At 66.9% G+C, this 13,007-nt stretch carries 7 protein-coding genes and 1 pseudogene; all 8 read left to right on the top strand.

Annotation, left to right across the window (positions count from 1 at the left end; genetic code table 11):
- Positions 1–101: 101 nt before the first annotated feature.
- Positions 102–1,013, top strand: coding sequence for a lipoyl synthase (gene lipA / locus B2747_RS02365; protein ID WP_291156401.1), 912 nt, complete (start codon positions 102–104; stop codon positions 1,011–1,013).
- Between the two features lie 38 nt (positions 1,014–1,051).
- Positions 1,052–2,071, top strand: a complete 1,020-nt coding sequence (gene pdhA, locus B2747_RS02360) for a pyruvate dehydrogenase (acetyl-transferring) E1 component subunit alpha (RefSeq protein ID WP_291156398.1) — start codon at positions 1,052–1,054, stop codon at positions 2,069–2,071.
- Positions 2,058–3,065 (top strand): annotated as a pseudogene (locus B2747_RS02355) (pyruvate dehydrogenase complex E1 component subunit beta); the annotation flags it as partial. The gene pdhA and the pseudogene B2747_RS02355, both read left to right, overlap by 14 nt.
- A gap of 10 nt (positions 3,066–3,075) precedes the next feature.
- Complete coding sequence (locus tag B2747_RS02350) at positions 3,076–4,404, top strand: pyruvate dehydrogenase complex dihydrolipoamide acetyltransferase (RefSeq protein WP_291156395.1); 1,329 nt, start codon at positions 3,076–3,078, stop codon at positions 4,402–4,404.
- A 62-nt stretch (positions 4,405–4,466) separates the two neighbouring features.
- Complete coding sequence (locus tag B2747_RS02345; RefSeq protein WP_291156392.1) at positions 4,467–6,746, top strand: M66 family metalloprotease; 2,280 nt, start codon at positions 4,467–4,469, stop codon at positions 6,744–6,746.
- Between the two features lie 74 nt (positions 6,747–6,820).
- Positions 6,821–10,495 (top strand): hypothetical protein, encoded by a 3,675-nt coding sequence (locus B2747_RS02340; RefSeq protein WP_291156389.1) that lies wholly within the window; start codon positions 6,821–6,823, stop codon positions 10,493–10,495.
- 159 nt (positions 10,496–10,654) lie between these two features.
- Positions 10,655–12,058 carry a dihydrolipoyl dehydrogenase gene (gene lpdA / locus B2747_RS02335; RefSeq protein WP_291156387.1) on the top strand — a complete coding sequence of 468 codons (1,404 nt, stop codon included), beginning with the start codon at positions 10,655–10,657 and terminating at the stop codon, positions 12,056–12,058.
- A gap of 109 nt (positions 12,059–12,167) precedes the next feature.
- The gene (gene lipB / locus B2747_RS02330; protein ID WP_291156384.1) at positions 12,168–12,878 is read left to right on the top strand and encodes a lipoyl(octanoyl) transferase LipB; all 711 of its coding nucleotides are present in this window, start codon (positions 12,168–12,170) and stop codon (positions 12,876–12,878) included.
- Positions 12,879–13,007 lie beyond the last annotated feature (129 nt).

Below are 13,007 nucleotides of genomic sequence, written 5' to 3'. Positions count from 1 at the left end.
CTGGTTAGGGGGTTAGGGTTACATTTCCGGTTTGTGTCCTTCGAACTAGCTTCACCATCTCACGGCTCGGACCACCAAACCCGGGCCTCTACCGAAAAGGTATGGCTGAGCAGCTGGTACAGATCATGGGGCGTCACCGCCGCGAAGCGCTCCCCGAGCGCAAGCCGCAGTGGCTCAAGGTCAAAGCCCCGGGTGGTGAGAATTACATCCGTCTCAAGCACATGATGCGGGAGCTCAAGCTCCACTCCGTGTGCGAGGAGGCGCACTGCCCCAACATCGGGGAGTGCTGGCAGCACGGCACGGCGACCTTCATGATCCTGGGCAGCGTCTGCACGCGCAATTGCGCGTATTGCGCCGTATCCCACGGTCGCCCGCCCGAGTACGACATCGAGGAGCCCAACCGGGTCGCCGAGGCCATCGCGCAGATGAACCTCCGCCACGCGGTCATCACGTCCGTGGACCGCGACGACCTGCCCGATTTTGGCGCCTACATCTTTGCCGAAACCATCCGGCAGATCCATCAGCGCCTGCCGGGCTGCTCGGTGGAAGTGCTGGTCCCGGACTTCCAGGGCAACGTGGACTCCATCCGCGCGGTGCTCGAGGCGCGACCGGAGATCTACAACCACAACACCGAGACGGTGCCGCGGCTCTTCAAGCGCGCACGCCCGGGTGGTCGCTATGAGCGGGTGCTGGAGATATTCCGCACCGCCAAGCGCATCGCGCCCGACATCCCCACCAAGACCGGCATCATTCTCGGTCTCGGCGAAACGAACGAAGAAGTCATCGAGGTCATGAAGGACCTCCGTAGTGTGGACGTCGACATCCTCACGTTGGGCCAGTACCTGAGGCCCTCCGACGCCCACATCGAACTCGATCGCTACGTCACGCCGGAAGAATTCCGCATGCTCTATGAAGTCGGCATGCAGATGGGCTTCCGGCATGTCGAAAGCGGCCCGCTCGTTCGCTCCAGCTACCACGCCTGGGAACAGGTGCAGGCCGCCTCGCTGGCCTGACCGTTTCCATCCGACCCGACACTCCCCTCTGGCGTTCGATGCCCCAAAAGAAGAAATCCGAATCGCCTGCGGCGTCCAAACCGCAGGACAGCGCGGCCCTGCACCGCGAGCTGCTGTACTCCATGCTCCTGCAGCGCCGGTTTGAAGAGCGCTGTGCCGAGATGTACGCCATCGGCCGCATCGGCGGATTCTGCCATCTGTATATCGGGCAGGAAGCCGTCTCCACGGGCATCATCTCGCTGCTCCGGCCCGACGACTACATCATCACCACCTATCGCGATCACGGACAGGCGCTCGCGCGTGGCATGACGCCGCGTGCCGTCATGGCCGAACTCTTTGGCCGCCAGGACGGTTGTGCCAAGGGCAAGGGTGGTTCGATGCACATGTTCGACAAGCAGCTGGGCTTCCTTGGCGGCCACGGCATCGTCGGTGGACATGTGCCCATCGCCGCGGGCGTGGGCTTTGCCATCCGGTATCGCGGCGGCGATCAGGTCATTGCCTGCTTCATGGGTGAGTCGGTGGTGAACACGGGTGCCTTCCACGAAGCGCTCAACATGGCGGCGCTCTGGAAGCTGCCCTGCATCTTCATCATCGAGAACAACCGCTACGGCATGGGCACGGCACTCGAGCGCGCGTCGTCCATCCACGACATCTACAAGCGCGGCGCCTCGTACGACATGCCGCGCGACGTGGTGGACGGCCAGGACGTGCTCGCCGTGCGCAAGGCGACGGCGGAAGCCATCGAGCGGGCGCGCAAGGAAAGCATGCCCACACTGCTCGAGATCCGCACCTACCGCTTCATGGGTCACTCCATGTCCGACGCGGTGAGCGGCACCTACCGCACCAAGGAAGAGCTCGAGCAGTACCTCAAGCGCGACCCCATCACGCTGCATCGCCAGCGCATGGAGGAAGCGGGGGAAATCACGCCGGCCGAAGTCACGGCCATGGACGAAGAGATCAAGAGGATCGTGCAGGACAGCATCGACTTCGCGGAAGCGAGTCCGGAGTTGCCGCTCGAGGCGCTCATGGAAGACATCCTCGTCGAAACCACGAGCTGAGGGCGCACGAGACATGCCAGTGATTACGTACCGCGACGCCCTCAACCAGGCGCTCCGCGAAGAGATGCACCGCGACGACCGCGTCTTCCTCATGGGTGAGGAAGTGGCCGTGTATCAGGGCGCCTACAAGGTGTCCAAGGGCCTGCTGCAGGAGTTCGGCGAGATGCGCGTGGTCGACACACCCATCACCGAACTCGGGTTTGCCGGCGTGGGCGTGGGGGCGGCCATGACCGGCCTGCGCCCCATCATCGAGTTCATGACCTGGAACTTTGCGCTGCTGGCCATCGATCAGGTGGTGAACGTGGCCGCGAAGATGCTGTACATGTCAGGCGGGCAGTTCCCCATGCCCATGGTGTTCCGCGGCCCCAACGGCGCGGCCCTGCAGCTTGCCGCGCAGCACTCGCAGGCCTTCGAGTCGTGGCTGGCCCACATTCCCGGACTCAAGGTGGTGGCGCCGGGCACGCCCTATGACGCCAAGGGCTTGCTCAAGGCCGCCATCCGCGACGACAACCCGGTCTGCTTCCTCGAAGGCGAAATGCTGTACAACACCAAGGGCGAGGTGCCCGAGGGCGAGTACATCATTCCGCTCGGCAAGGCCGACCTCAAGCGTGAAGGCGAGCACGTGTCGCTCATCACGCATGGCAAGATGGTGCTTGTCGCCATGCAGGCCGCCGATCAGATGGCCAAGGAAGGCATCACCTGTGACGTGGTCGACTTGCGGACCATCCGTCCCATGGACATCGAGGCCATCACGACCTCGGTGAAGAAGACGTCGCGTTGCGTGGTGGTGGAAGAAGGCTGGGAAGTGTGTGGCGTTGGTGCCCAGGTCGTGGACTACGTGCAGCGCCACTGCTTCGACTATCTCGATGCGCCCGTGTTGCGGGTACACCAGGCCGAAGCGCCCATGCCGTACACCAAGAGCCTCGAAAAGGCCGCCAAGCCTGATCTGCCGAAGACCATCGCGGCGATCCGTCAGGTCCTCTACCTCGACTGACCCACCGACCATGGCAACCAAAGTGATGATGGAAGCGCTCTCTCCAACCATGGAGGAAGGGCGCCTGGCGAAGTGGGTGAAGGCCGTTGGCGACACCGTGAAGAGCGGCGACACCATTGCCGAGGTGGAGACGGACAAGGCCATCATGGAGCTCGTCGCGCGCGGTGACGGCGTGCTGCGCGCGCAGCTCATTGCCGAGGGCGAGACCAGTCCCATCGGTCAGACCATCGGTGTGATTGCCGCAGCCGACGAGGATATCTCGGGTATCGTGGGTGGCTCGGCGGCGGCTCCGGCGGCTCAGGCTCCGGCGGCTTCGGGGGCGGCTTCGGCCGAGCCCGCTGTGGCGGCCAGTGCTGACAACAGCTCACGCAGAGGCGCAGAGGAACAGGAGAACGCAGAGGTTGCAGCCGCTGGCGCCACGCGTTCCTCACCGTTGGCCCGGCGATTGGCGGCAGAGAAGGGACTCAACCTTTCCAGCATTCAAGGCAGTGGTCCTGGTGGCCGCATCATCAAGCGGGACATCGAGGCGGCCTCCTCTGCGACCTCTTCAAGCTCTGCGCCTCCGCGTGAGCTGTTGAACCAACCGGCCGCAACATCAGGTGCGCCGAGCAGCAGCACCAAGCCCACGTCCACGGCCCCGTCCATCCAGATCGACGGCGAGTACAAGGACGTGGCGCTCACCCAGATGCGCAAGACGATCGCGCGTCGCCTGGGCGAGTCCATCGGCCCCATCCCCACGTTCTTCCTCACGTCGGAGATCGACATGACGAACGTGGGCAAGCTGCGTGAGCAGATGAGCGCGGCCGGCGACCAGTTCAAGGTCTCGGTCAACGACATCATCATCAAGGCGGTGGCCATCGCGCTCACGCGTCATCCTGAAGTCAACGCACACTGGATGGGCGATCACATTCGCTACTTCAGTGCCGCGCACATCGGCATGGCCGTGGCCACGGACGACGGACTCATCGTGCCCGTCATCCGTGACGCGCACCTCAAGGGCCTTGGCGCCATCGGCAAGGAAGCCCGCGAGCTCGCCAAGCGTGCGCGCGAGCGCAAGCTGCAGCCGGCCGAGTTCAGTGGCGGCACGTTCAGCGTGTCCAATCTGGGCATGTTCGGCATCGACCAGTTCACGGCCATCATCAATCCGCCCGAGGCCGCCATTCTCGCCGTGGGAGCCACGGAAACCAAGCCGGTGTGGGAGAACGGGCAGTTCGTCCCACGGCAGCGCATGCGTGTCACCATGAGTTGTGACCATCGCATCATTGACGGTGCCGTCGGCGCGCGGTTCCTTCAGACACTCGAGCAGTTGCTCGAAAGCCCGCTCATGATGTTGTTCTGATGCCGGTGTAGCGCCCTCCGGGTGGCCACCAGCCTCACGGCCCGTCACCCAAGGCACCCTGCATGATTCGTCCAACGCTCCGATCCGTGGCCACGTCGCTCACGATCGGAGCGTTGTGGCTTGTGGGGGCGTGGACGCTGGCGTCGTGCCGTGACGCCGTGCCGGCACCGGTGACCGAGCGCGCGCAACTCACGCTCGTGGTGGCGGGTCTTCCACGCGGCGCCGCGGCCGGTGTGCAGGTGACCGGGCCGTCCGGCTACGCCCGCACGGTGGACAGCACCACGGTGCTGGGTGATCTCCTGCCGGGACGCTATGTCGTGCGCGCCGGTGAGGTGCGCGCGCAGGGCGCGCTCTGGAGTGCCGCGACCCCAAACGTCGAAGCCCAGTTGGTGGCCGGCGACACGATCTTTGCGGCAATCAGTTATGCGGTGGCCAGCGGGGCCGTGCGTCTCACCATCAGTGGACTGCCCAGTGGTGCCGCAGCCTCCGTCCGACTGACGGGCCCCAATGGCCTGCAACGCAGCGCCACCGGTTCGGTGACCTTCGCCGAGTTGCCTCCCGGCGAATACACGGTGATCGCCGACTCCATTCAAACGGGCGGAACCGGTTGGCGCGGACCGGCCGCGCAGACGGTGCCGGTTCCCGCCTCACTCACACCTGTCGCAGTGCAAGTGGACTATCGCCGCGTATCGGGGCGCCTGGTGTTCGTGGCCAGCGGCACGCCCGCCGATGCGCGCGCGACCGCGCGCATACAGGGCCCGCTTCTCACGGACACCCTCGTGGCCAGTGGTACCGTGCTCGACCTGCCCGTTGGCAGTCACGTCATCACCCCACTGCCCGCACTGCGCAGTGGCAGCACGCCACCGCGACTGTACGTGCCGGTGCTGCGCTCGGTCACCCGTGCGCTGACCGACGCCGCCGTCGACACGGTCGTCGTGCCCTACACCGCAAACGCCGGCCCCATCAACCTCACGCTCGAGAACGTGATCATCACGCAGGCCGTGCAGCGCGGCGACAACGGCATCCCGCTGGTTGCCGGCAGGGACGCCCTGCTGCGCGCCTTTGTCGTGGCCGATCGCGAAGGACTTCCGCCGCCGCGTGCGGTGGTCCGACTGTACGAAGGCAGCACACAGATCGGCACCTTGCCCATGACGGCACCGGTGGGCTCGCTGCCACTGGTCACACGCGAGGGGCTGGATGGTCAGGCCTACACCACGCGCCTTGCACCGGACCTCGTGCGCAACTCGCTGCGGCTGGTGGTGGACATCGATCCCGACAGCAGTGTGGGTGAGGTGCAGCGCGGCGACAACGTCTGGCCTGGAGGCGGGGCACCGCGCGCGCTCACGACCGTGAACGTGCCGCCGTTTGTCGTCCGCTTCGTGCCCGTGGTGGTGGGTGGCCGGGCGCCTGAACTGTCCGCAAGCCGGGCGGCGGAGATGATGAGTCTCGCGCGGGCCATGTGGCCGCTGGCCACCGTGGATTTCGATATTCGTGCGCCCTACGTCTCGGCGGTGACATCGCTGCAGCCCACCGACGCCGACGGCGGATGGTCGACCGTGCTGAGTGAACTGCGCGCGCTGCGTGTGCTGGATGGTGCGCCCGCTGGCGTGCATTACTACGGCGTGGTGTCACCGACCTACAGCAGCGGCGTGTTCGGCCTCGGGCTCGTGGGCAGTCCCACGTCGGTGGGATGGGACCGCGACGATGCGGCGCAGGTGGCCACGCACGAATGGGGACACAATTTCGGGCGCACACACAGCCCCTGCGGTGATCCGCCGGGCATCGACGCCTTTTATCCCACGGTGGGAGGCGCCACCGCCAGTGCCGGCTGGGATGTGCGCAGCAATCGCATCGTGGCCCCACTCACCCCGGACATCATGGGCTACTGTGCCAATGCCTGGGTGTCGGAGTACTCGTACACGCGCGCGCTGGCGTTCCGGCAGAACACGATGGCAGCCAGAGCAACGGCGTCCAGCGGGTCCGCTTACCACACGAGCGCACTGCTGCTGGCGGGGCACAGCCGGCAGGGACATGTGCAGATGGCCCCACCACGGCCGCTGCGCGCCGAAGCGGCCCTCCTCGGCACCAGCACCCTGCTGCCGGACGACAGTTCTCTTGGCGCGCCGCAGGCGGCGACCCATCGTCTCGAATTGCTGGATGCAGAGCAGCGCGTCATGCGCCGCTATTGGGTGCAGGCCGAGCCGGTGGACCATGCACCGGACACGCAGATCTTCGCCGTCGTGATTCCGCAGCTCGCGGGACTGCACAGCATCCGCCTGAGTGACCTGCGGCATGCGCTGGGGGCGGCCACGGTGGAAGTCGGGGAACAGCCAGCACGGTAGCTGAAGAATCGGTCACGTGGTGCGCGGGTCGGTCGTCTTTTTCGCGACCCCCGAATTCCCTGACCAGGCTGCCCGTGACGCACACCACCTGCCCGATCACCCCGTCCAACGCCGCCGACGCTGGCCGTCTGGTTTCCCCATTCCGTGCCCGACTGGCGCGCTGTGCCCTTGCCGGCACGCTCGCGCTGCTGGCCGCCTGCAGCGGCGGAGACGGCGGCAGCCCGCCGCCCACGGCCCCCCCGGTCCTGCCGCCGCCCGCGCAAGCACCGGTGCCGCCCGGCATCCTCGCCCTCAGCGCCAACGGCCTGCCCGATGGCCTCGCCCCCTCCCTCAGCGTCACCGGCCCGCTGCCGGGCGCCACGTTCCAGCGCAGCAGCGCCGGCACCGTAACCTGGACCGACATCCCCTCCGGCCGGTATCGTGTCACAGTGGCCACCGTCCGGGGCAGCGCGGGGGCCTTTGCGGGGGCCCCGGCCACGTTTGAGGTGGACGTTCCCGCCGGAGGCCCCATCAGCCAGGCCGTGGCCCTCTACCGACCGGTGCCCTCGGCGCTGCTGGTCTCCACCAGCGGCCTGCCGGCCGATGCCGCGGCCACCCTGCTGGTGACGCCGCCCAACGGCGTCGCGGCCCCCGCCCCGTTTGGCAGCGTGCTGCTGGCCGCGCAGGCCGCCAGCGGCGCCAACACGCCCGACACCTGGCGGGTGCAGACCACCACCGTCACACACCAGGGCACGCGCTTCACGCCACGGCGGGCCAGCCTCGACACGACGGTGCCTTTTGGTGACACCGCCCGCGTGACGCTTCCCTTCGATGTGGCCACCGGTAGTGTGGCCGTGGTCGTTTCGGGCCTGCCCACTGGCCTCGCCGGCCAGGTCCGCCTCCTGCGTGGCGACTCCGTAGTGGCCAGCCTCTCCGCGACCGGCACGGTGCTCGGCCTCGAGCCCGGGCCCTACCGCCTCGTGGCCGCGGCGGTCTCACAGAATGGCGTCAGTTACCGCGCGGCCAGCGACACGCTCGCCCTCACCGTCACGGCGTCACTCGTGGCCACCCCCGCCACGGTCGTCTACGGCGCCCAGGTGGGACGACTCAGCCTCACCGTGGGTGGTCTGCCGTCCGGCGTCAGCGCGGCCATCCAACTCAGCGCGCCCGGTGTGCAGCGCACGCTTACTACATCCGCCACCCTCGACTCCCTGCCTGAGGGCAGCTACCAGCTCGTCGCCCAGGCCGTACTCGCCAACGGCGAGCGCTACGGCCCCCTGCCCCCCACGCAGACCGTTCAGATCCGCACCGGTCAACTCAGCGCCGCCGGCGTGCAGTACACCATTGTACCTACGGTGGTAGATTTCGTTATTACGGGACTGCCGTCCAACATTCCGGCCAACGCCAACGGTACCGGCCCCGATGGCGAGACCTACAGCGTCACCGAGACCCGCCGCATCTTCCCGGCCCGGCCGGGCCGGTGGCGGCTGACGGCGGCGGCGGTCACGCACGCCACCGGCACCTGGGCCCCCACCCCCGCCTCACGCGACAGCACGGTCGCTGCGGGCGACACGCTGCGCCTGCCCGTGCACTACAGCCTGACCACCGGCTCATTGGCGGTGGCCGTGCTGGGGCTGCCCGGCGGCACCCCGGCCAGCATCAGCATCAGCGGCCCGGGCGGATTCTCCCGCAGTCTCACCGCCACCACCACGCTCTCGGCTCTCACACCGGGGCTCTACACGGTGTCCGCGGCCAGCGTGAGCAGCGGCAGCAGCACCTTCCTGCCCACTCCCGCCAGTCAGGTGGTGACCGTCAGCGCGGGCACCACCGCCGCGCCAGCCACCGTGAGCTATGCGGTGGGCACCGGCTCCCTGCTCATCAGCGCCAGCGGCGTCCCCAATGGCGCGACGCCGGTCTTCACCCTCAGCAGCAGTGGACAGGCCACCCGCAACGTGACCGGCACCGGCACAGTGAGCGGTCTGGCGGCCGGGACCTGGACCGTGACCGCGCAATCTGTCACCAGTACGGCCGGAACCTTCACCGCCACGCCCTCGTCCGTCACGGTGTCGGTTGCGGTCAATGCACAGGCCTCGGTCAGCTTTGCCTACGCCCTGTCCGGCGGCGGTGGTGGAGGCGGTGGTGGTGGTGGCGGCGGAGGCGGCGGGACCTCAGGCCCCAACTACCGCATCGCGCATGTGTACCTCACCCAGGCCATCCAGCGCCTCGACGGCAGTGTGCCGCTGGTGGCCAACCGCGACGCACTGCTGCGGGTGTTTGTGCTGGCTGAGCAGGCCAACACCGCGCGTCCCGACGTGCGCGTGCGGCTCTACGACGGAGCGACCCTGCTGCAGACCAGCACCATTGCCGCGCCCGAAGCCTCGGTGCGCCAGACGCTGGCCGAAGGCACCCTCGGTTCCACGTGGAACCTGAGCGTGAATGGCATCAACGTGCGGCCGGGTCTCCGCGTGCAGGTGGAGCTGGACCCGACGGCGGCCGTTCCCGACAGCAATCGCACGGACAACGTCTGGCCGTCGAGCGGCACACAGGCCATCACCGTGAGCAGTGTGCCCGCGTTCACGCTGCGCTTCGTGCCCGTCATCACCGGCGCCCTCGCGGGCAACGTGTCGGCGCTCAACAAGGAACAGTTCCTCGTCTCGGCGCGGCGCATGTTCCCGCTGCGCGACATCGTGAGCGACGTGCGCGCGCCCTTCACGTCATCGGCCACCGATCTGCAGAACAACGACGGCAACGGGCAGTGGCTCACGGTGCTCAACGAGATCAACGCGCTGCGCGCCACCGACGGCGCCCCCGCCACCACGCACTACTACGGCGTGGTGAAGGTGGCCTACACCAGCGGCATTGCAGGCTACGGATATCAGCCGGGTCGCGCGGCCATCGGCTGGGACCATCTGCCCAGTGGCGACAACGTTGCGGCGCACGAGTGGGGCCACAACTTCTCACGCGCACATGCGCCCTGCGGTGTGAGTGGCGATCCGCTGTATCCGTACGCGGGTGGCGTCATCGGGCAGTGGGGATGGAACAGCGCCAGCAACACGCTGGTGAGTCCCGCGGCCACCGATCTCATGAGCTACTGCAACAACAACTGGATCAGCGACTACAACTGGTCGGCCATCATGCAGTACCGTGCGGGGTCCGGTTATGTGGCATCGGCACAGAGTCGTGCGGCAGCGCAGAGTGAAACGCGCGACGGCCTGCTGGTGTGGGGCCGCGTGCGCAACGGGCAGATTCTGCTCGAGCCCGCGTTCCGCGTGACGGCACCGGCCACGCCACGTGCTGGTGTGGCCACGCACCGGGTGGTCCTGCGCGACGACAATGGCGACGAGCTCTGGTCAGCGCCGCTCGAGGCCCAGGTCGTGGACCATGCGCAGGGCGGCGAGGAGCGACAGTTTGCCGTCGTCCTGCCCTGGAGTGATGCGCTGGACGCGCGCCTGGCGGAGCTGGAAGTGGCGGACGTTCGGCTGCCCACCCGGCGTGGCATTCGGCGCCGACTTGGCGCGCCGGCCCGAGCGGGCCTCAATGCCGCCGAGCAGCCGAGCGCGGACATGGCGACGGGTGCCACGGTTGAGCCTGCGGCCGGTCGTGTTCGGGTCAACTGGCAGCCCGGCTCCGCCGCCATGGCCATGGTACGCGACGCCGACACCGGCCAGCTCATGGGCTTTGTGCGCAACCCGGGCGGCAGCGTGGTGACCGGGGGTCGAGCCGTCACGGTCCAGTTGTCGGATGGGGTGAGGGGGCGGGAGATTCGGTAGGGGGGCCGCCAGCCAGTTCAACCGATAGCCCACGACTTTCACTCAATGCTCAGAGCTGACCGACAGCCCGGTCAGCCTTGAGCTTTGAGTTCAAGTGGTGAGTTCGGAGTGCAGCCTGAGTACATTCCGGGGTCCCTTTCACCGCTATCCCGGAAAGTCATGGCTTCCTTCGACGTGATCGTGCTAGGCGGCGGGCCCGCCGGCTATGTCTGCGCCATTCGCTGCGCCCAACTTGGCATGCAAGTCGCCGTCATCGAGCGCGAGGCGCTCGGCGGCACCTGTGTGCTCTGGGGCTGCATCCCCGCCAAGTCCCTCCTAGAAAGCGCCGGCCTCGCGCAGAAGCTGGGCAAGGCCGCCGAGCACGGCATCACCATTGACGGCATCACGCTCGACTTCGGTCCGGCCATGAAGCGCTCGCGCAGCGTGAGCACGCAGAACTCCAAGGGCGTCGAGTTCCTGTTCAAGAAGCACAAGGTGCAATGGATCCGCGGCGAGGGCGTGATCGAGAAGGGCAAGAAGGTCACGGTCACCGGCGCCGACGGCAAGAAGGAAACGCACGAAGCGAAGAAGGCCGTGGTCATCGCCACCGGTTCGCGCGTGAAGGGCCTGCCGCAGGTGGGGCTCGAACTCGACAAGAACGTCGTGCTCTCCAGCGATGACGTGCTGGTGGCCGAGAAGGCGCCGGCCACGATGGCCGTGGTGGGTGCGGGCGCGGTGGGCGTGGAATTCGCCGACGTGTTCGCGAGCTTCGGCACCAAGGTCACCATCATCGAAGTGGCCGCCAACATCCTGCCCATCGAGGACGCCGACTGCAGCGCCGAACTCGCCAAGGCCTTCAAGAAGCGCAAGATCGAGGTGCTCACGGGCGCCAAGATCACCAACGTGAAGGTTGGCAAGACGGGTGCCACGCTGACCGTGGAAGCCGGTGGCAGCACGCACAGTATCGAGGTGGAGAAGGTGCTGGTGGCTGCGGGTCGCGCGCCCAACGTGGAGAAGATCGGACTCGAAACCGTGGGCATTGCCAAGAGCGAGCGCGGCTTCGTGAAGGTCAACGCCAAGTTCGAAACCAGCGTGCCGGGCTACTACGCCATCGGCGATGTGGCGGGCAACCAGATGCTGGCCCACAAGGGTTCGCGCGAAGGCCATGTGCTGGCGGATCTGCTGGGCGGGCAGCACGCGCATCTCGTCAACTACCAGAACATCCCGAGCTGCACCTACTGCCATCCGGAAGTGGCCAGCATCGGCCTCACCGAGCAGGCCTGCAAGGAACAGAAGCTCGACTACAAGGTCGGCAAGTTCCCCTTCAGCGCCAACGGCCGTGCGCGTACCAGTGGCGAGACCGACGGCTTCGTGAAGATCATCCGCGGCGCCAAGCACGGTGAGATTCTTGGGGCGCACATCATTGGAGCGCATGCCACCGAAATGATTCACGAACTCGTGGTGGCGCGCGAGAACGAGTTCACCGTCGAAGAAATCGATCTGGCCGTGCACGCGCACCCGACGCTGTCGGAAGCCATCGGCGAGGCCGTGCTCGACAGCCTCGGCAAGATGCTGCACGCCTGATTGAGTTCAACTGATCAGTTCCGGGTTGTGAGTTCAGGTTTGGAGTTTTGGGTCAACTCATGACTCGAAACCTGAACTCAAAGCCCGGAACTGATCGGTTATCCCGCCAATGACGCAATCACTGCTTGTCGTCGACCTCGGCCTCTGCCCCTACGACGACGCCTGGGCCTACCAGAAGCGCGCGCTTGCGGCCCGCATCAGTGGCGAACTGTCCGAGGACCTGCTCATCCTCGTCCAGCATCCGCCGGTGGTCACGCTCGGCCGTCGCAGCAAACCCGATCACCTGTTGGCCAGCGCCGAGTCCCTCGAGGCCCGCGGCATTCAGGTGCGCGACGTGGAGCGCGGTGGTGACGTAACCGTGCATGAACCCGGGCAACTGGTCGCCTATCCGATTGTCGATCTCAAGCGCCACAAGCAGGACCTGCACTGGTATCTGCGGCAGGTCGAAGAGTCCATCATCCGCGGACTCGCGGCGCTGGGGCTCGCCTCCACCCGCGTGGACGGCCTCACGGGTGTGTGGCGGGTAGACGAGCGCGGCCAGCGCAAACTGGCCAGCATTGGCGTGCACGCCCGCGACTGGGTGACCTGGCATGGCGTGGCGCTCAACGTCAGCAACACCCTCGCCACCTTCGATCATACGGTGCCCTGTGGGATCGATGGCGTGACGATGACGACGGTTGCACGAGAATTTGAGCGCCTTGGATTGCCAGGTCCGTCTCTTGGGGCCGTGCAGGAGGCTGTCGTTCGTGGGTTCGGCGAGGTGTTTGGCCTCGAGATCGTGCCGCTTGCGACGGGCCTCTCGTTGTCGGATGGAAACTGAAGGTGTGAGGATGGGAGGATTGGAGCAGCTGTCTTGAAAATCAAGCGAGCTGCGGGGCGGCCATGTGGTGGGAGGCATCCCACGGCATGGCCGTTCGGACGATTTGGTTGAGGATGGTGAGGAGTTTGT

Origin of the sequence: Gemmatimonas sp. UBA7669 (assembly GCF_002483225.1) — a bacterium.
In the GTDB taxonomy this organism is placed as follows: Bacteria; Gemmatimonadota; Gemmatimonadetes; order Gemmatimonadales; family Gemmatimonadaceae; genus Gemmatimonas.
Note: the sequence above shows the minus strand (reverse complement) of the source record. Positions and strands in the feature narration are given on the sequence as shown.